This window comes from Escherichia sp. MR (assembly GCF_005280595.1).
GTDB lineage: Bacteria > Pseudomonadota > Gammaproteobacteria > Enterobacterales > Enterobacteriaceae > Escherichia > Escherichia ruysiae.
The window spans coordinates 1-18,111 of sequence record NZ_SZVK01000024.1 but is presented as its reverse complement, the minus strand read 5'-3'; the positions used below and the strand labels follow the sequence as shown (position 1 = coordinate 18,111).

The 18,111-nt window shown below is 50.7% G+C and carries 18 protein-coding genes and 2 pseudogenes; 6 read left to right on the top strand and 14 right to left on the bottom strand.

Annotated elements, in window-relative coordinates; genetic code table 11:
* Positions 1-28 precede the first annotated feature (28 nt).
* Positions 29-2,131: a TonB-dependent receptor PqqU gene (pqqU, locus tag FC814_RS12180; RefSeq protein WP_000689297.1), complete on the top strand. Its 2,103-nt coding sequence runs from the start codon at positions 29-31 to the stop codon at positions 2,129-2,131.
* Between the two features lie 39 nt (positions 2,132-2,170).
* Here pqqU and curA read toward each other — a convergent pair whose 3' ends face one another.
* Positions 2,171-3,208 carry an NADPH-dependent curcumin/dihydrocurcumin reductase gene (gene curA, locus FC814_RS12175; protein ID WP_105290239.1) on the bottom strand — a complete coding sequence of 346 codons (1,038 nt, stop codon included), beginning with the start codon at positions 3,206-3,208 and terminating at the stop codon, positions 2,171-2,173.
* A 180-nt stretch (positions 3,209-3,388) separates the two neighbouring features.
* Here curA and mddA point away from each other — a divergent pair, with 180 nt between their 5' ends.
* Both mddA and FC814_RS12165 read left to right on the top strand, forming a co-directional pair.
* Complete coding sequence (gene mddA / locus FC814_RS12170) at positions 3,389-3,907, top strand: L-methionine sulfoximine/L-methionine sulfone acetyltransferase (protein WP_137325995.1); 519 nt, start codon at positions 3,389-3,391, stop codon at positions 3,905-3,907.
* Positions 3,904-4,353 carry a DMT family transporter gene (locus FC814_RS12165; protein WP_137325994.1) on the top strand — a complete coding sequence of 150 codons (450 nt, stop codon included), beginning with the start codon at positions 3,904-3,906 and terminating at the stop codon, positions 4,351-4,353. The genes mddA and FC814_RS12165 overlap by 4 nt, the downstream gene beginning before the upstream one ends.
* Here FC814_RS12165 and ydcY read toward each other — a convergent pair whose 3' ends face one another.
* Together ydcY and FC814_RS12155 are read right to left on the bottom strand one after the other, a co-directional pair.
* Positions 4,354-4,587, bottom strand: a complete 234-nt coding sequence (gene ydcY / locus FC814_RS12160; protein ID WP_000018633.1) for a DUF2526 family protein YdcY — start codon at positions 4,585-4,587, stop codon at positions 4,354-4,356. It abuts the gene before it with no gap.
* 85 nt (positions 4,588-4,672) lie between these two features.
* Positions 4,673-4,846 carry a GhoT/OrtT family toxin gene (locus FC814_RS12155; RefSeq protein WP_000061189.1) on the bottom strand — a complete coding sequence of 58 codons (174 nt, stop codon included), beginning with the start codon at positions 4,844-4,846 and terminating at the stop codon, positions 4,673-4,675.
* 193 nt (positions 4,847-5,039) lie between these two features.
* Between FC814_RS12155 and yncL the strand changes: the two genes are divergently transcribed.
* Positions 5,040-5,135, top strand: coding sequence for a stress response membrane protein YncL (yncL, locus tag FC814_RS12150; protein WP_071598995.1), 96 nt, complete (start codon positions 5,040-5,042; stop codon positions 5,133-5,135).
* Between the two features lie 98 nt (positions 5,136-5,233).
* Here the strand turns inward: yncL and patD are convergent, their stop codons facing one another.
* The 8 genes and pseudogenes from patD to FC814_RS12110 all read right to left on the bottom strand — a co-directional run bounded on the left by patD (position 5,234) and on the right by FC814_RS12110 (position 12,937).
* Complete coding sequence (gene patD / locus FC814_RS12145) at positions 5,234-6,658, bottom strand: aminobutyraldehyde dehydrogenase (RefSeq protein ID WP_137325993.1); 1,425 nt, start codon at positions 6,656-6,658, stop codon at positions 5,234-5,236.
* A gap of 21 nt (positions 6,659-6,679) precedes the next feature.
* The gene (locus FC814_RS12140; protein WP_000555451.1) at positions 6,680-7,474 is read right to left on the bottom strand and encodes an ABC transporter permease; all 795 of its coding nucleotides are present in this window, start codon (positions 7,472-7,474) and stop codon (positions 6,680-6,682) included.
* Positions 7,464-8,405 (bottom strand): ABC transporter permease, encoded by a 942-nt coding sequence (locus tag FC814_RS12135; protein WP_001251309.1) that lies wholly within the window; start codon positions 8,403-8,405, stop codon positions 7,464-7,466. Before FC814_RS12135 ends, FC814_RS12140 begins: the two co-directional genes overlap by 11 nt.
* Entirely contained in the window at positions 8,406-9,419 is a 1,014-nt protein-coding gene (locus FC814_RS12130; RefSeq protein WP_137325992.1) for an ABC transporter ATP-binding protein, read from the bottom strand. It lies immediately after the preceding gene.
* 17 nt (positions 9,420-9,436) lie between these two features.
* Positions 9,437-10,582 carry a putative ABC transporter substrate-binding protein YdcS gene (gene ydcS / locus FC814_RS12125; RefSeq protein WP_137325991.1) on the bottom strand — a complete coding sequence of 382 codons (1,146 nt, stop codon included), beginning with the start codon at positions 10,580-10,582 and terminating at the stop codon, positions 9,437-9,439.
* A gap of 241 nt (positions 10,583-10,823) precedes the next feature.
* A complete protein-coding gene (locus FC814_RS12120; protein ID WP_000760661.1) occupies positions 10,824-12,233 on the bottom strand; it encodes a PLP-dependent aminotransferase family protein in 1,410 nt (469 codons plus the stop codon).
* 78 nt (positions 12,234-12,311) lie between these two features.
* A pseudogene (gene hicB, locus FC814_RS12115) lies at positions 12,312-12,727 on the bottom strand (type II toxin-antitoxin system antitoxin HicB).
* Positions 12,728-12,771: 44 nt separating this feature from the next.
* Positions 12,772-12,937 (bottom strand): annotated as a pseudogene (locus tag FC814_RS12110) (mRNA interferase).
* A gap of 221 nt (positions 12,938-13,158) precedes the next feature.
* Here FC814_RS12110 and FC814_RS12105 point away from each other — a divergent pair.
* Complete coding sequence (locus FC814_RS12105; RefSeq protein WP_000494236.1) at positions 13,159-13,389, top strand: DUF2554 family protein; 231 nt, start codon at positions 13,159-13,161, stop codon at positions 13,387-13,389.
* A gap of 92 nt (positions 13,390-13,481) precedes the next feature.
* Here FC814_RS12105 and rlhA read toward each other — a convergent pair whose 3' ends face one another.
* Together rlhA and FC814_RS12095 are read right to left on the bottom strand one after the other, a co-directional pair.
* Complete coding sequence (gene rlhA, locus FC814_RS12100) at positions 13,482-15,443, bottom strand: 23S rRNA 5-hydroxycytidine C2501 synthase (protein ID WP_137326004.1); 1,962 nt, start codon at positions 15,441-15,443, stop codon at positions 13,482-13,484.
* 72 nt (positions 15,444-15,515) lie between these two features.
* Positions 15,516-16,052: a helix-turn-helix domain-containing protein gene (locus tag FC814_RS12095; protein ID WP_000429135.1), complete on the bottom strand. Its 537-nt coding sequence runs from the start codon at positions 16,050-16,052 to the stop codon at positions 15,516-15,518.
* A 52-nt stretch (positions 16,053-16,104) separates the two neighbouring features.
* Between FC814_RS12095 and ydcO the strand changes: the two genes are divergently transcribed.
* Positions 16,105-17,316, top strand: coding sequence for a BenE family transporter YdcO (ydcO, locus tag FC814_RS12090; RefSeq protein ID WP_105290254.1), 1,212 nt, complete (start codon positions 16,105-16,107; stop codon positions 17,314-17,316).
* 34 nt (positions 17,317-17,350) lie between these two features.
* Here the strand turns inward: ydcO and FC814_RS12085 are convergent, their stop codons facing one another.
* Positions 17,351-18,019, bottom strand: coding sequence for a DUF3313 domain-containing protein (locus FC814_RS12085; protein WP_001261028.1), 669 nt, complete (start codon positions 18,017-18,019; stop codon positions 17,351-17,353).
* Between the last annotated feature and the right edge of the window lie 92 nt (positions 18,020-18,111).

Genomic DNA, 18,111 nt, shown 5'->3' with positions numbered 1-18,111 from the left:
TTTTCCCATTCTTAACCTGGCTTTTTTCATGAAGATTTTTTCCGTCCGACAGACCGTTTTACCCGCACTGATTCTCCTTTCTCCTTCCACTTTTGCCGCTAATGAACAAACCATGATTGTTAGCGCCGCGCCGCAGGTAGTTTCTGAACTGGACACACCCGCTGCGGTAAGCGTGGTCGATGGCGAGGAGATGCGTCTGGCAACGCCGCGCATCAATTTGTCTGAATCACTGACCAGTGTGCCTGGTTTGCAGGTACAAAACCGGCAGAACTATGCGCAGGATCTACAACTGTCTATTCGCGGATTTGGCTCCCGTTCCACTTACGGTATTCGCGGTATTCGCCTGTATGTTGATGGTATTCCCGCTACCATGCCCGACGGACAAGGGCAAACATCCAATATCGATTTAAGCAGTGTGCAAAATGTGGAAGTGCTGCGAGGCCCCTTCTCTGCCCTGTATGGCAATGCGTCCGGCGGCGTAATGAACGTCACTACCCAAATCGGCGAACAGCCGCCAACTATTGAGGCCAGCAGTTACTATGGCAGTTATGGTAGCTGGCGCTATGGACTGAAAGCGACGGGCGCAATGGGCGACGGCACCCAACCTGGCGATGTTGATTACACCGTTTCGACCACGCGTTTTACAACTCACGGCTATCGTGACCATAGCGGCGCACAGAAAAATTTAGCCAATGCCAGACTGGGCGTACACATTGATGACGCCAGTAAGTTAAACCTGATTTTCAACAGTGTGGATATCAAAGCCGATGACCCTGGTGGGTTGACCGAAGCAGAATGGAAAGCGAATCCGCAACAAGCGCCTCGTGCAGAACAGTACGACACGCGAAAAACCATCAAGCAAACTCAGGCAGGGTTGCGTTATGAGCGCAGCCTGAGTTCGCGGGATGATATGAGCGTGATGATGTACGCAGGTGAACGGGAAACGACCCAGTATCAATCGATTCCGATGGCCCCCCAACTTACCCCATCTCATGCGGGCGGCGTAATTACTCTGCAACGTCATTACCAGGGTATAGACAGCCGCTGGACACATCGTGGCGAGCTGGGAGTTCCGGTCACTTTCACTACTGGCCTGAACTATGAAAACATGAGCGAAAACCGCAAGGGTTACAATAACTTCCGACTTAATAACGGCGTGCCGGAGTACGGGCAAAAAGGTGATCTGCGCCGCGACGAGCGCAATCTGATGTGGAACGTCGATCCCTATTTACAAACCCAGTGGCAACTAACTGACAAACTATCGTTGGATGCTGGTGTGCGCTACAGCTCCGTGTGGTTTGACTCTGACGATCATTACGTTACCCCGGGTAACGGTGATGACAGCGGTGATGCCAGTTATCACAAATGGCTTCCTGCGGGATCGTTGAAATACGCCATAACCGATGCCTGGAACGTCTATCTGGCAGCCGGGCGCGGTTTTGAAACGCCAACCATTAACGAGCTTTCTTACCGTGCTGACGGGCAAAGTGGCATGAACTTTGGTTTAAAACCGTCCACCAACGACACAATCGAAATCGGCAGTAAAACGCGTATCGGCGATGGCTTGTTTACCGCTGCGTTATTCCAGACTGATACCGATGATGAAATCGTTGTTGATAGCAGTAGCGGCGGGCGTACCACGTATAAAAATGCCGGGAAGACGCGCCGTCAGGGGGCTGAACTGGCCTGGGATCAGCGTTTTGCCGGAGATTTCCGTGTGAAAGCGTCGTGGACGCGGCTTGACGCAACTTATCGCAGCAATGTTTGTAACGCTCAGGACTGTAATGGTAACCGAATGCCCGGGATCGCCCGCAATATGGGCTTTGCGTCATTAGGTTATGTACCAGAAGAAGGCTGGTATGCAGGCACAGAAGCACGTTATATGGGCGATATCATGGCGGATGACGAAAATACGGCAAAAGCGCCCTCTTACACTCTCGTCGGTTTGTTCACCGGTTACAAATATAATTATCGCAATATGACAATAGATTTATTTGGTCGTGTCGATAATTTATTCGATAAAGAATATGTCGGCTCGGTGATTGTTAATGAATCGAATGGTCGATATTACGAGCCTGCGCCTGGGCGGAATTATGGTGTAGGCGTAAATCTCGCATGGCGATTTGAATAATATTCATTAGTGGCGGCAAGAATGCCGCCACCTGAAATGTTAATCATCATCCGCAACACGGATCACGACTTTGCCGAAGTTTTTACCATTCAGCAGACCAATGAATGTCTGCGGGGCGTTCTCTAAACCATCGGTAATTTGTTCACGATAGTGAATTTTCCCCACCTTCACCCATTGCCCCATCTCTTGCTGGAACTCATGGATGCGATGACCATAATCCTGGCTAATAATAAACCCTTGCAGGCGAATACGTTTTTTCAGCACCGTAGCCATAAGTAGCGGTAAACGATCCGGCCCGGAAGGCAGGTCGGTGGCGTTATAGCCGCTCACTAAACCGCAAACGGGAATACGCGCGGATGTATTGAGTAAAGGCAGCACCGCATCAAACACCTTACCACCAACGTTTTCATAATAGATATCAACGCCTTTCGGACACGCGTTCACGAGTTGTTCGGCAAAATCATCTGCATGATGATCAAGGCAAACATCAAAACCGAGAACGTCTGTGGCATGGCGACATTTTTCCGCGCCACCGGCAACACCCACCACGCGGCAACCTTTTAGTTTGCCGATTTGCCCCACTGTCGCACCGACCGGCCCCGTTGCTGCAGCAACCACTAGCGTTTCACCCTCTTTAGGTTGACCGATATCCAGCAGCCCCATATAAGCCGTAAAGCCTGGCATCCCCAGCACACCCAGTGACCACGAAGGATTTTCCGGATGATCGCCAAGTTTCACCAGATCATCGCCACTGGATATGTCGTAATCCTGCCAACCGCTGTAACCCAGCACCCAGTCGTCAGGCTGGTAATCCGGATGATTAGATTCCACCACCCGACTCACCGTGCCGCCGACCATCACGCCACCAATATCAACCGGTGGTGAATAAGATGGCTCATCGCTCATGCGCCCGCGCATATACGGATCGAGCGACAGGTAGACCGTGCGCAGTAACACCTGTCCTTCACCCGGCGTGGCGACATCATCTTCTTCAAGACGGAAATTCTCCGGAACCGGCGCGCCGTGTGGACGCGACGCCAGAACCCAACGGCGATTACGTTGCTTTTGTTGACCCATAATGCTCTCCTGTGCTTTTGGCATGAATCCATCAATAGTAGCAGGCTCACTGGATTGGTTTAGTTTGCAGCCGTCACATCACTACTGCGACACGCAATAATTTCATCGAGGAATCCGTTGCTTCGGGCTGTTTTCGATAGTATTGATAACGTCATCATCATTATTTTATCGAGGCTTAAGATGTCCATCCGTTCTGCCCGCAAAGCCGATTGTGCTGCAATTGCGGAAATTTATAACCACGCTGTACTGCATACGGCAGCTATCTGGAACGACCAGACTGTGGATACAGATAACCGCATTGCTTGGTTTGAAGCACGAACTTTATCGGGTTATCCGGTGCTGGTGAGCGAAGAAGATGGCGTAGTTACAGGATATGCCTCGTTTGGTGACTGGCGTAGTTTCGACGGTTTTCGCCATACCGTGGAACATTCGGTTTATGTCCATCCGGATCATCAGGGCAAAGGTCTTGGGCGAAAATTGTTACGCGCGTTGATTGATGAAGCGCGGAACTGCGGTAAGCATGTGATGGTTGCCGGCATAGAATCACAAAATCAAGCGTCGTTGCATCTGCACCAGTCACTGGGATTTATCGTCACGGCGCAAATGCCCCAAGTTGGTACTAAATTTGGTCGCTGGTTGGATCTCACCTTTATGCAATTGCAGCTTGACGATCGCAGCGAACCGGACTCACTTGGATGAATCAGTCGCTTACCCTTGCCTTTTTGATCGCTGCCGGGATTGGTCTTGTGGTGCAAAACACATTGATGGTACGCATCACCCAGACATCCTCCACCATTCTCATCGCCATGCTGCTGAACTCACTGGTGGGGATTGTGCTGTTCGTATCTATTTTATGGTTTAAGCAAGGAACAGCAGGCTTTGGCGAACTGGTGTCCAGCGTGCGCTGGTGGACTCTAATCCCTGGTTTGTTGGGATCGTTTTTTGTTTTCGCCAGTATCAGAGGATATCAGAATGTTGGCGCGGCAACGACCATTGCGGTACTGGTCGCCAGTCAACTTATTGGTGGTCTGGTGCTGGATATTTTCCGCAGTCATGGCGTACCACTTCGGGCGCTGATTGGCCCAATTTGCGGGGCAGTTTTGTTGGTAGTTGGCGCCTGGCTGGTGGCCAGACGCACGTTTTAATCAGAGGATGGTGCCGCCTTTGGTTAATTGTTCGTGGCGCGCCTCCATATCTTCTTTATGCTTGCGTCCGTGATGAGCGATTGCGGTACGCAAACGCTGCTGCTGTGTGTAGCGATCTTCCCGGCTTAACTCTGCGTCATCACTCAGGGCGATTAACAACTCGTTCATATGGGCAATGACGCTCTCCTCAATCGCGGCATCCACGCGCGCGATGACTTCATCCAGATGCGACATACTTTCTCCTCAGCCACTTGTGAAATTTATCGATTCACTCAAATGATATAAGTCTGCGTTGTGCCGTCAAGCCAGCGTGTAAGATTTAAAATAGTGAAAACAGTAGCGCCACCGGAAAACTCATTGGCCATGTAATCCCCACCAGAAAGGCGCTCAGAAAGCGAATGCTCTTCTTATCGTGGGAAAGAAACCAGGTAATGAGAAAGGCGATTGCTGCCATGGCAGCATAAAAAACAAGCATATATTGATAAAGAGACATGTATGGGCGTCCAGCCAGATGAATAAAACGCGCGCAAATATGCGTCATTTCTTGATGTGTATCAAGTTTTCAGTCCATTTGAGATAAATTCAATAACCTACCGCATGTTCTTGTCCATCTTCAGAATAAGTATGATTGCGGATTTTCTTAACCCGTACTATACACATAAGGGCTATGACAAAAGGTGGCAAAAATGAACGTTTCCAGTAGAACTGTAGTGCTGATAAATCTCTTTGCTGCTGTTGGGTTGTTTACTCTTATCTCTATGAGATTTGGATGGTTTATCTGATGTAGCAAAATTGCACGCAGTACGCACTGTCAGAGAAAAATCAACTCTCTGACAGTGCGTTAGATCTTCTCACACTCTCCAGATTTACAACATTATCCTTAATGTTTAACCATTACGTGGCGTACTACGGTGTAATCTTCCAGCCCATAAAGTGACATATCTTTGCCATAACCTGAAAGTTTCTGCCCGCCGTGCGGCATTTCACTCACCAGCACGAAATGGGTATTAACCCAGGTGCAGCCATATTGCAGACGTGCGCTGACGCGGTGCGCTCTACCCACATCTTTCGTCCATACTGAAGAAGCTAAGCCATACTGGCTGTCATTCGCCCAGTTAACTACTTGCTCTTCGTTGTCGAAGACCGTCACGCTGACTACCGGCCCAAATACCTCTCTTTGGACGATAGCATCTTCTTGTAACGCACCAGCCAGCAGTGTAGGCGCATAATAATAACCATTACCCTGCCGCTTTTCACCGCCGGTGATCACCTTAATGTGTCCCGTCGCCTTCGCCTCTTCCACCGCCCGGCTGACGCGTTCGAGATGCGCCAGTGAACTTAACGGGCCAAGCTCTGTGGATTCATCATCCGGCGCGCCTGATTTCAACGTTGCCACTGCGGCACCGAGTTTTTCTACCAGCACGTCGTAAATGCCTTTTTGCGCGTAGATACGGCAGGCAGCAGTACAATCTTGCCCGGCATTGTAATAGCCAAATGTACGGACACCTTCGACAACCGCTTCAACGTCAGCATCATTAAAGACAATCACTGGCGCTTTACCGCCAAGTTCCATATGAGTGCGCTTGATGGACGGTGCCGTATGACTGATGATGTGCTCACCAGTGGCGATAGACCCCGTCAGCGACACCATGCGCACTTTTGGATGTCCGGTCAGCGGATCACCCACCGTTTTGCCTCTGCCAAACAACACGTTAATCACGCCTGCCGGGAAGATATCTTTCGCCAGTTCTGCCAGCTTCAACGCTGTTAGCGGGGTGATTTCTGATGGTTTAAGCACCACGCAGTTCCCTGCCGCCAGCGCCGGAGCCAGTTTCCACGCTGCCATCATCAGCGGGTAATTCCACGGCGCGATAGAAGCCACAACCCCCAACGGATCGCGGCGGATCATCGAAGTATGACCTTCAAGATATTCGCCAGCCGCCAGACCATTCAGACAGCGCGCCGCTCCGGCGAAAAAGCGAAAAACATCGACAATCGCCGGAATTTCATCATTGAACGCACTATGCAGCGGTTTGCCACAGTTACGGGACTCCAGTTCGGCAAAAACCTGACCATTTTCTTCGATAACATCAGCCAGTTTCAGCAGGCATTCCGCACGCACTTTCGGCGTGGTTTGCCCCCATTCGGCAAATGCTGCATCTGCCGCGCGCACAGCAGCATCGACCTGCTCTGCGGATGCCTCGGCAATCTCCAGTAATACTTCCCCCGTTGCAGGATTATAGACAGGCTGTTTTTCCCCTTCGCCGCTAACCAGTTCTCCGTTAATCAGTAACTTATGTTGCATAGCATATTCCTGTATCAGTGGTTATTGACCATTGTCGCCTTCGCGGGTTAGCCACCAGGCCCCCAGGATCGGCAAGGTTGTTACCAACATAACCAGCAGTGCCACCACGTTGGTTACCGGTACATCACGCGGTCGCCCAAGCTGATTGAGCAACCACAACGGTAACGTTCGTTCATGACCTGCCGTAAAAGTCGTAACGATGATTTCATCGAACGACAAGGCAAACGCCAGCATTCCTCCTGCCAGTAACGCCGAACTAAGATTCGGCAACACAACGTAGCGGAAGGTTTGCCAGCCATTGGCCCCAAGATCCATTGACGCCTCAACCAGACTCCACGAGGTGCGGCGAAAACGGGCGATGACATTGTTAAACACCACAACTACACAAAAAGTCGCATGACCGACCACGATGGTGAAAAATCCCGGCTCCAGATTGATGGTTTTAAAGGCGGTTAATAACGCCAGACCAGTGACAATGCCCGGCAGCGCAATGGGCAGCAGCAATAACAGCGAAATGGCGTTTTTGCCGAAAAAGTCTCGTCTCCACAGCGCGGCGGCGGCCAGCGTCCCTAATACCAGCGCAATTAATGTCGCCAGCGCCGCCACTTTAAGTGACAGTGTCACGGAATCAAGAATGTCACTACGCTGTGCTGCCACGCTAAACCAGTGCAGCGTCAGACCTTGCGGTGGAAAACTAAACGCCGCATCTTCAGTGTTAAAAGCATAGGCCGCGATAATCAGGATGGGAAAATGGAGGAAAACCACGCCGCCCCAGGCCGCCAGTTTGAGGAAAAACGGTGCGCGCTCAGAGTGCATCGAACGCTCCCAGACGTTTCACGAACGCCAGATACAGTGCGATCAAAACAATCGGCACCAGGGTGAACGCTGCTGCCATCGGCATATTGCCAATCGCGCCTTGCTGCGAGTAAACCATGTTGCCGATAAAATACCCCGGCGGGCCAACCAGCTGCGGGACAATAAAATCGCCCAGCGTTAGCGAGAAGGTAAAAATAGAGCCGGCTGCAATGCCAGGGATCGCCAGCGGTAACACCACATAACGGAAGGTTTGCCGTGGACGTGCGCCTAAATCCGCTGAGGCTTGCAAAAGTGACGAGGGCAAACGCTCCAGCGCCGCCTGCACCGGCAGAATCATGAACGGCAGCCAGATGTAGAGAAACACCAGAAAGCGTCCCAGTCCGGAAGTTGACAGTGTATTACCACCCACCGCCGGTAGCGTGAGAAACGCAGTTAATAACGGTTCCAACCCCAAATGCTGTAAAAACCACTGCGCCACGCCATCTTTCGCCAGCAATAACGTCCAGGCATAGGCTTTGACGATATAGCTCGCCCACATCGGCAACATTACCGCAATGTAAAAAAACGCTTTCATCTTACCGCTGGTGTAGCGCGCCATATACCACGCCATCGGAAAGGCCAAAAAAGCACTGGCGATGGTCACAGCAACTGCCATGGTTAACGTGCGCAGAATGATGTCATAATTGGCCGGATTAAACAGCGCGCGGATATTCGCCAGTGTCAGTTCCGGTGTTACCGACATGGTGAAATCATCAAAAGTATAAAAGCCCTGCCATAACAGCGTCAGCAGCGAACCGAAATAGACGATGCCAAACCACATCAACGGGCCAAGCAGCAGCAAAAACAGCCCCAGCCCCGGATTCCGCCAGAAGAAACCTGACACCTTGCCCAGACCTGGACGTGAAGGTGATTGCAATACGTTCATCGCCATTCACCTCTCCTCAACCAGCGGCACCATCACATCGCGCGCCCAGGAAACCATCACCTGTTGTCCTGGAGTAAGCGTAGCGGGGAGTTCTTCCCCCGTCATATTTGCCTGACTTACCAGCAGTTTTTCACCGCCGCTCAGTGTCAGTTCAAAACGGGTCGCCGCGCCCTGATACTGCACCGCCTGGATCGTGCCATTAGCCTGCACTTCGCCAGGTGTATTGAGGCGAATATGTTCCGGGCGCAATGCGAAGCTACCCATCATTCCGCAAAGTTTCTCTGCCATCAGCGCATCAAAAACGTTGGATGTACCGACAAATCCGGCAACAAACGGCGTGCGCGGGCGCATGTAGAGATCACGTGGTGAATCGACCTGCTCAATGCGACCGTTGTTGAACACCGCCACACGGTCGGACATTGATAATGCTTCCCCCTGATCGTGGGTGACGAAGATAAACGTGATGCCGAGAGATTGGTGCAGCTTTTTCAGCTCAAGTTGCATCTGCTCACGCAACTTGAGATCCAGTGCGCCGAGTGGTTCATCCAGCAATAATACGCGTGGTTCATTTACTAATGCTCTGGCGATAGCAACCCGCTGGCGCTGACCACCAGAAAGTTGTGACGGCTTACGTTGCTGAACAAAACCCAGCGCCACTTTTTCCAGCGCCTCTTGCGCCATGATGTAACGCTTTTTTTTCTCCACACCTTTGACCATTAACCCGTAGGCCACGTTATCGAGAATCGACATATGGGGAAACAGCGCATAGTCCTGGAAAACGGTATTAACATCCCGCTCCCACGGTGGCAGATTGCTGGCGGGTTTACCAAAGATAGCGATCGCCCCGCCGGAAAGTTGTTCAAATCCGGCAATCAGGCGCAGGCAGGTGGTTTTGCCGGAGCCGGACGGCCCCAGCATTGAAAAGAACTCACCATCTTTTATCGCAATACTGACGCCATCTACCGCGCGCACGTCACCGTACAACCGCGAGACGTTGTCAAACTCCACTGCGTACGTCATAAAACACCTCAGCGAAGTTAGCGACCGCCCATAATGGCAATGTAATCCTGCGTCCAGCGACTGTAGGGAACAAACTTGCCCCCTTCTGCTATAGGCGTTTTCCAGAAAGCAATTTTATCGAAATAGTTAAAACCGTTGGTCTCACAGCCTTTTTCGCCTAATAACGGACTGGCTTTACATCCTTCCGGCACGACCGGCAACGAGCCAAACCAGGCAGCCACATCGCCCTGCACTTTTGGCGTTAATGACCAGTTCATCCATTTGTAAGCGCAAACCGGATGTTTCGCTTCGTTATGCAACATGGTGGTGTCGGCCCAGCCGGTAACGCCCTCTTTTGGGAATACGGTGGCGATCGGTTGGCCTTCGGCTTTCAACGCGTTGGCCTGATACGGCCAGGCGCTGGAAGCAACCACACCCTCGTTTTTGAAATCGCTCATTTGCACGGTGGTGTCATGCCAGTAGCGATGGATCAAACTATGTTGATCGCGCAGCACTTTCAGCACCGCCTGGTACTGTTCTTCGGTAAGTTGGTACGGATCGCTGATGCCCAACTGCGGCTGCGTAGCTTTGACGAACAACGCGGCATCGGCAATATAAATGGGGCCATCATAGGCCTGTACCCGACCTTTATTACTCTTGCCGTCCGGCAGATTCTGCTCAACAAAAACCACTTGCCAGCTATCCGGCGGTGTCGGGAAGGTTTTGGCGTTGTACATCAACAGGTTAGGCCCCCACTGATACGGCGTACCATATACTTTACCGCCAACGTTAAACCAGTCGCCTTTTACTACACGCGGATCGAGTGTTTTCCAGTTAGGAATTAGCGCGGTATTAATCGGCTGCACGCGTTTACCCATAATCAAACGCAGCGAGGCATCGCCGGACGCCGTGACCAGATCGTAACCCCCTTTGGTCATCAGACTGACCATTTCATCGGAAGTCGCGGCGGTTTTCACATTTACCGCGCAACCTGTCTCTTTTTCGAATTGCGTTACCCAGTCGTATTGTTTATCAGTTTGTCCGCGTTCGATGTATCCCGGCCAGGCAATAATATCCAGTCGCCCTTCCGGTTTATCTAAATTGGTAGGCGGTTCGGCGGCGTGAGCGGTCATTATAGTCATGGTGAGCGCACACAGGCTGCTGCGGGCAAATGTCTTGCTCATAAGGTCTTACTCCTGTCGTAATTAATTGTTCAGCCGCCGTGCCGTAAAAATATCTCCTTGTTTAACCATAGACGGCGGCTTGCAGGCACACCTTCACCCCTGAGAAAATTTAATCAGGTTGTGAGCTAACGCGCATTATGCCGTCTGTGAAGCTATCTTCTGGAGTATAGACAAAGGGTTACGAAATATGGCTTCTATTCGAAATTCATATTACCCAACCTGAGAGGAATTAAATTGAAAGTTACTTCAGATGTTCTTGAATAAGTTTGCCTAATTCTTTTACTGCCTGTTCTTCGCGCTCTCCCCATTGCCACGCGGTATTAAAACGGAAAAAACGCGACCAGCGTTCCCCAGTAGAAAACATTTTACCCGGCGCAATACTAATGTGATGCGCCAGTGCCGTCAGACTTAATTCACCTGCATCTAACGGTTCGGGAAGTTCCAGCCAGAGAAAATAACCACTGTCGTTATGGTGTATTTTCACCTCCGCAGGCAGGTAACGCAGCAGCGCCTGCCAGGCGCGTTGTTTTCGTTCCGCAAGCTGACGACGTAGACGACGCAGATGCGCATCGTAGCGGCGTGTAGAAAGGTAATCCACCAGGGCAAGCTGCATCGGTGAACTGGTGGAAAGTGTACTCATCAACTGCAAACGTTGGATTTTACGCGCATGTTTTCCTGCGGCGACCCAACCGATGCGAAAACCTGGCACCAGGCATTTGGAGAATGATGAACAATGCAGCACGCCATCGTGGCGATCCCACGCTTTTGCGGGCAGCGGTTTTTCCCGTCCGAAGTAAAGTTCGCTGTAGACGTCATCTTCAATCAGCATCACGTTGTACTGACTAAGGAGTTCTACCAGCCGCGCTTTTTTCTGTGGCGTTAAGGTAAAACCGAGCGGGTTCTGGCTGTTGGTCATTAACCAGCACGCTTTCACCGGATACTCTTGTAACGCCAGTTCAAGCGCCTGAAGGTCGATCCCTTCGTTAACATCCGTCGCTACCGATAACGCCTTCAGCCGTAACCGCTCCAGCGCCTGCAACGCGCCGTAGAAACAAGGATTCTCGACAATCACCCAATCACCCGGCTCGGTTACCGCTTGCAAACTGAGGTTTAATGCCTCTAACGCCCCGGCGGTGATGACGATTTCATCGGGCGAAATTGTGATGCCCTGTAAGGCATAGCGACGAGCAATAGCCTGACGAAGCTCAGCATTCCCTGGAGGTAAGTTTTCAATCACGCTCATCGCCGTTGCGGTTTTGCTTACCTGGGCCAGGGAACGATTGAGTTGTTGAAGCGGAAACAAGCGCGGATCGGGAAAAGCAGATGCAAACGGCACCACTGAAGGATCGCGGCTGGCCTGCAACATGTCAAAAATATAAGTATTGATATCGACTGTTTCATCACGTGTGACTGGAACGACTGGGGCTTTCGGCATTTTTAATGCCTGTGGTGCAACGTAATAACCCGACTGCGGTCGCGCGATAATATGCCCCTGACTTTCGAGTAACTGGTAGGCATGGCTGACGGTCATAAAGCTCATACCAGAAAGCGCCACCTGTTCACGCAACGAAGGCAAACGATCGCCGGGTTGCCAGATGCCCGACGCAATCTGCTCGCGTAATTGTTCTGCCAGTTGCTGGTATTTTTTCATTATCGGATCGTTTTTATGTGCAGATGATCCGGCAGTCTATATCAGTTGTTAAAAATGACAACTTTTCGTTAACTGTAATTAAACCATCACCAGCGATAACTCTTTGCCAAGCGCCTTAGCCGCAAGCTGGACAGCGTCGATTTTTGTCGCGTGGTGCAAATCAAACAAGCGGGTGATCTCCTGCTTAGGTTTACCAATTCGCTTCGCCAGCTCTTGCTGAGTAATGTCTGACTGCAAAAAAGCATTTAACAGCAATACTTTAGAGGCAACGCTCAAAGGCACTTCAATAAAGTGATCGTGACTATTTAATGGCGAAGGTAACGGGATAAGCTCGTTGTCTTCAAAATAAAATCAAATGCGGTGATTAAGGCATCTTTTGCTGCCTCCATCGCTTCAGCGACAGTTTCGCCCTGGGTCAACGCTTCAGGGATATCCACAAAAGAAACCATATAACCGCCTTCCGGCGCGGGTGTAAGAGTGACGGGATAACGCATAATTTCGACTGTCTCTCGCATGTCATTAACCTTTTAATTGGCGATTAACTCAAACCGAGTTGTTTCAGAATTGCTTTCTTTAATCTCTTCACTTGGGTGACGCGGCATGACACTGCGCCTCCCGTGAAACCTGAGTTTTAAATGGTTGCTGCCATTCGCTACATCGACGCCCTGAGAGTCGAGCCAACGTCTGAACTCGCTTTGTTTCACATCGCCTCCCTGCCGCTGAGTATATCAACAAAGTAAACATTAATGTTTACCTCCGTGTGTAATTTGCTCGAAAATAGCACTTAATCGCCGCAACGGCAGAATGCGATGCCAAATAAGGAAGGCTGATTCCAGAATTTCTTTGCGCTAATTTGCAAAACTGAATAATAACCTCAAGAAACTATCGGCATCATAGCGGCAAAAGGTAAGAAAAAGGTGTCGGGATGTTTACGAAGGCGTTAGCGGTTGTCTTATTAACGTGTGCGCTGTTCTCTGGACAGTTGATGGCAGGACACAAAGGACATGAATTTTTGTGGGTAAAAAATGTGGATCATCAACTGCGTCATGAAGCGGACAGTGATGAATTGCGCGCCGTTGCGGAAGAATCGGCAGAAGGTTTGCGCGAGCATTTTTACTGGCAAAAGTCACGCAAACCAGAAGCGGGACAGCGTTGAGTCGGTTGTTGCCGGATACGGTATGAACGCCTTACCCGGCCTGTAATATCTGCAAATTCAATAAGTTGTTAACAGGTCTGAAAATTTGCGTTTTACCCTTTTCGCTTCGGCAATGTTTTCATCAGTTCATCCGGGCTTACGGAGGCGCCAACACTCCCCGGTAACGGCATTTTCAGAATGTGATTTTTGATTTTGCCAATGACGTGCATCTCACACGGCCGGCAATCAAACTTTAGCGTTAACACTTCATCGCCGTTAACCAGTTGCATTGGCGTTGCTTTCCAGCTTTTGATATTGCCTTTCGCCTGTTTCGGGCACAGATTGAAGGCAAAGCGCAGACAATGCTTGGTGATCATTACCGGCACTTCGCCCTTCTCTTCATGCGCTTCATAGGCAGCATCAATCAGTTGCACACCATAGCGATGATAAAATTCACGAGCTTTCTGGTTGTATACGTTCGCGAGGAAACTCAAATGCGTTTGCGGATAAACTGGCGCTGGGTCAGAAACCGGTTTACGACTACCGCGCTGATAACTGGCAAGACGCGCAGCATCCAGCATTTCAGCAGCCTCACGGCGGAACTGATTTAACAGACTGTTTGGCACAAACAGCGCCCCCGGCAAATTAATTTGCACATCGCGGGCGTAATAGATGGTTTGCCCAAGCTTCGACAATCCCTCTTTCAGATTGAGGAGTGCTTTTTCGGCGTTATTCGCTTCGTCGAACTGCCCGTCCAGCGTATGAGTGATACTGACGCCCTCTTCGCTGGTCAGAGTCAGAATCAGTTGTTCCTGCCAGCCGCCCAGTTCAATGTCTACCGCCACCCGACGTTCGCTGGAGGTTTTGGTCAACGCCTGCTGCCAGTTATGGTCGAGGTTGCGATTAAGCGGATGGTGCGGGCGAATTTTGTGCAGCTCCACTGGCATCTCATTTGGCCAGACGCGGTACTGATTTTCCCCAGTTTTCTCTACCGTGTTGGCACGAAAGCCGACGACTTCACGCTTAATCATTACGTTCAGTCCATCGCCGTTAGCCAGCGGTTCGGTAACCTTAACATCAAGATGATCTTTCGCCACTTTCAATACTTCACCCACCGGCAGGCCGATAAATTTCGGTGAATCGAATGCGCCAATATCGCCTTTACGCGCGTTAACAAAGTAGTCGGTGCTGCCACGATGGAAGGTTTTTTCCGTCGACGGTACGAAGAAGTGCTCAGTACAACCGGATGAAGCTCGCGCCAAATCGCTACGTTCTTCAATAATGGCATCCAGCATCTGGCGATAATGGGCGGTGATATTCTTCACGTAGCTCATATCTTTGTAACGCCCTTCAATCTTGAAGGAACGCACGCCTGCATCAATCAAAGCGCCCAGGTTGGCAGTCTGATCGTTATCTTTCATCGACAGCAGGTGTTTTTCATAGGAAACCACCCGCCCCTGATCGTCTTTCAATGTATATGGCAAACGGCACGCCTGCGAGCAATCGCCACGGTTGGCGCTACGCCCTGTTTGCGCATGGGAAATGTAGCACTGACCGGAATATGCCACGCACAGTGCACCATGAATAAAGAACTCAATGGTCGCGTCCGTGGCCTGATGAATCGCACGGATCTGCTCAAGATTCAGCTCTCGCGCCAGCACAATCTGCGTAAAACCGACGTCCGAAAGAAACTTCGCTTTCTCTACAGTGCGAATATCACACTGCGTACTGGCGTGCAGTTCAATCGGCGGAATATCAAGTTCCAGAATCCCCATATCCTGAACGATCAGCGCATCGACGCCGGTCTGGTAGAGGTCGGTAATCAGTCGCTGCGCCGGTTCCAGTTCATCGTCATGCAAAATGGTGTTAAGCGTGACGAAAATTTTTGCACCATAACGATGGGCAAATGGCACCAGCTCGGCAATATCTTTCAGGCTATTACTGGCATTATGACGGGCACCAAAACCAGGTCCGCCGATATAAACAGCATCGGCACCGTGCAAAATAGCTTCGCGGGCAATGGCGGCATCGCGTGCCGGGCTTAACAGTTCAAGACGATGAGAAGATACGGTCACTTTCTTATCCAGTAGCTGAAAAATGGCGGCTATTTTAGCCACAAGCGCGACGTTGCGAAATAGTTTTCCCGCTTAACTACGCGGGTAATGGATGAGGGAATGAAAATGTACGGTTTGCTCCCCACAATTACGATAGACATGCCTGACGTCGGCAGCAAAACGAACACCTTCTCCACAATTAAGACTACGCCATTCACCATCAACGCACAGATCAAGCTGTCCATCAATGACGACAACATGCTCAATTACCCCTTTTTCGTGCGGCGTCGATTCGCTTATTGCACCGGGTGCCATCTGAATCGAGAAGTGTTCAAAGCAGAGTTGCGGATCATAAGGAAACAGCGAAGTGATCACCATTGCCTGCTGTTGTGGATCATAAACTGATGGCGTAATGGTCTGCGGCGGCGAAATAAATGTCGAAAATGGCACGTTCATCCCGGTGGCAATTTTCCAGAGTGTCGCGACCGTCGGGCTGGACTCATTGCGCTCAATCTGCCCTAACATGGCTTTAGAAACGCCCGTGGCGTCTGCCAGTCGCGAAAGACTCCAGCCTCGCTGCTGACGAAGATGTTTAAGCGTAGTGGATAAAAAGCGAGCGAGATTTTCCATGCGACTCCTCCGGCAAAACAGGAGTTTATCACTTGTGCGTTATAACGGACAGATGCTACGGTGCCTGTACGCTATAACGCACGAGGTGACTATGCGTCTGTTTTCTATTCCTCCCCCCACGCTACTGGCGGGGTTTCTGGCGGTATTGATTGGCTACGCCAGTTCAGCAGCAATAATCTGGCAAGCGGCGATTGTCGCCGGAGCAACCACTGCACAAATCTCCGGCTGGATGACGGCGCTGGGACTGGCAATGGGAGTCAGTACGCTGGCGCTGACATTATGGTATCGCGTGCCTGTTCTCACCGCATGGTCAACGCCTGGCGCGGCGCTGTTGGTCACTGGTTTACAGGGGCTAACACTTAACGAAGCCATCGGCGTTTTTATAGTCACCAACGCATTAATTGTCCTCTGCGGCATAACGGGACTCTTTGCTCGTCTGATGCGCATTATTCCGCACTCGCTTGCGGCGGCAATGCTTGCCGGGATTTTATTACGCTTTGGTTTACAGGCGTTTGCCAGTCTGGATGGTCAGTTTACGTTGTGTGGCAGTATGTTGCTGGTATGGCTGGCAACCAAGGCCGTTGCACCGCGCTATGCGGTAATTGCCGCGATGATTATTGGGATCGTGATCGTTATCGCGCAAGGTGACGTTGTCACAACGGATGTTGTCTTTAAACCCGTTCTCCCCATTTATATTACCCCTGAATTTTCGTTTGCTCACAGTTTGAGCGTTGCACTCCCCCTTTTTCTGGTGACGATGGCATCGCAAAACGCACCGGGTATTGCGGCAATGAAAGCGGCCGGGTATTCGGCTCCGGTTTCGCCACTGATTGTATTCACTGGCTTGCTGGCGCTGATTTTTTCCCCTTTCGGGGTTTATTCCGTCGGTATTGCGGCAATTACTGCCGCTATTTGCCAAAGCCCGGAAGCGCATCCGGACAAAGATAGGCGTTGGTTGGCTGCCGCCGTTGCGGGCGTCTTTTATTTGCTTGCGGGTCTGTTTGGTAGCGCCATTACCGGAATGATGGCAGCCCTACCGGTTAGCTGGATCCAGATGCTGGCTGGTCTGGCGCTGTTAAGCACCATTGGCGGTAGTTTGTATCAGGCGCTACATAATGAGCGTGAGCGCGACGCTGCTGTGGTGGCATTTCTGGTAACAGCGAGCGGGCTGACATTGGTTGGGATTGGTTCGGCGTTTTGGGGATTAATTGCCGGCGGCGTCTGTTACGTGGTGTTGAATTTAATTGCTGACAGAAACCGATAATAAGAAGCGCCATCTTACGATGGCGCAACTGGCATTACTTTTTGTTAACGTCAAACATGGTGGCATCGGTCGCCATGTCATCAATAACTTGCTTAATATTTTCGAAAGCCATTGGCGTACTTTCGTTATTCAGGTCTTTACCTTCGCCCTGACGAACGACTTTGATAACAGGTTTATTGGTAGCCGCATCAATCAGTTCACCTTCAAAGTACAGGCGGGTATCCATGGTACGGTGACCGGTTGCCATTTGTGTTCCCGCTACCACTAATGCAACAGGAACCACTTCATAGAATTGCAGCCCTTCTTTGCTGGTATCAACACCGGTAATGGCACCACGGAAAATCAGACTACGCGGGCCAGCAGTGGTAACCAGTGGTTTGCGCTGCGCAATCGCTTCTTTCATTTCGGTATTGGTATAACTCAAAATTCTATCCAATACTTTCTGCCCTACCTGAGTAGAAGGTTTCGGCACCGGATAATAAGTGATTGGATTCCAGACAATACTGTCATATTTACTTTGGTCGAAATCAGGGGAAACCCAGCGTAAAACGGGTTTACCTGTTGCCGATGTTGTTTCTTGAAGATCAGAGTAATTCTTTAAAAAGCCAGAGTATTTATCCGGCTGGGTGATTTTAGAGGCACAGCCGGACAGAGCCAACAAGCCGCATAAAGCTGCAACTTTCGCAATTGATGTGGTACGCATGAATAGTTTCCTGAGATGGTGATGCTGCCAACTTACTGATTTAGTGTATGATGGTGTTTTTGAGGTGCTCCAGTGGCTTCTGTTTCTATCAG

Coding starts and splice junctions, on each gene's coding strand:
- pqqU (WP_000689297.1), top strand. CDS start 29: ATGAAGATTTTTTCCGTCCGACAGACCGTTTTACCCGCACTGATTCTC.
- curA (WP_105290239.1), bottom strand. CDS start 3,208: ATGGGTCAACAAAAGCAACGTAATCGCCGTTGGGTTCTGGCGTCGCGT.
- mddA (WP_137325995.1), top strand. CDS start 3,389: ATGTCCATCCGTTCTGCCCGCAAAGCCGATTGTGCTGCAATTGCGGAA.
- FC814_RS12165 (WP_137325994.1), top strand. CDS start 3,904: ATGAATCAGTCGCTTACCCTTGCCTTTTTGATCGCTGCCGGGATTGGT.
- ydcY (WP_000018633.1), bottom strand. CDS start 4,587: ATGTCGCATCTGGATGAAGTCATCGCGCGCGTGGATGCCGCGATTGAG.
- FC814_RS12155 (WP_000061189.1), bottom strand. CDS start 4,846: ATGTCTCTTTATCAATATATGCTTGTTTTTTATGCTGCCATGGCAGCA.
- yncL (WP_071598995.1), top strand. CDS start 5,040: ATGAACGTTTCCAGTAGAACTGTAGTGCTGATAAATCTCTTTGCTGCT.
- patD (WP_137325993.1), bottom strand. CDS start 6,658: ATGCAACATAAGTTACTGATTAACGGAGAACTGGTTAGCGGCGAAGGG.
- FC814_RS12140 (WP_000555451.1), bottom strand. CDS start 7,474: ATGCACTCTGAGCGCGCACCGTTTTTCCTCAAACTGGCGGCCTGGGGC.
- FC814_RS12135 (WP_001251309.1), bottom strand. CDS start 8,405: ATGGCGATGAACGTATTGCAATCACCTTCACGTCCAGGTCTGGGCAAG.
- FC814_RS12130 (WP_137325992.1), bottom strand. CDS start 9,419: ATGACGTACGCAGTGGAGTTTGACAACGTCTCGCGGTTGTACGGTGAC.
- ydcS (WP_137325991.1), bottom strand. CDS start 10,582: ATGAGCAAGACATTTGCCCGCAGCAGCCTGTGTGCGCTCACCATGACT.
- FC814_RS12120 (WP_000760661.1), bottom strand. CDS start 12,233: ATGAAAAAATACCAGCAACTGGCAGAACAATTACGCGAGCAGATTGCG.
- FC814_RS12105 (WP_000494236.1), top strand. CDS start 13,159: ATGTTTACGAAGGCGTTAGCGGTTGTCTTATTAACGTGTGCGCTGTTC.
- FC814_RS12095 (WP_000429135.1), bottom strand. CDS start 16,052: ATGGAAAATCTCGCTCGCTTTTTATCCACTACGCTTAAACATCTTCGT.
- ydcO (WP_105290254.1), top strand. CDS start 16,105: ATGCTACGGTGCCTGTACGCTATAACGCACGAGGTGACTATGCGTCTG.
- FC814_RS12085 (WP_001261028.1), bottom strand. CDS start 18,019: ATGCGTACCACATCAATTGCGAAAGTTGCAGCTTTATGCGGCTTGTTG.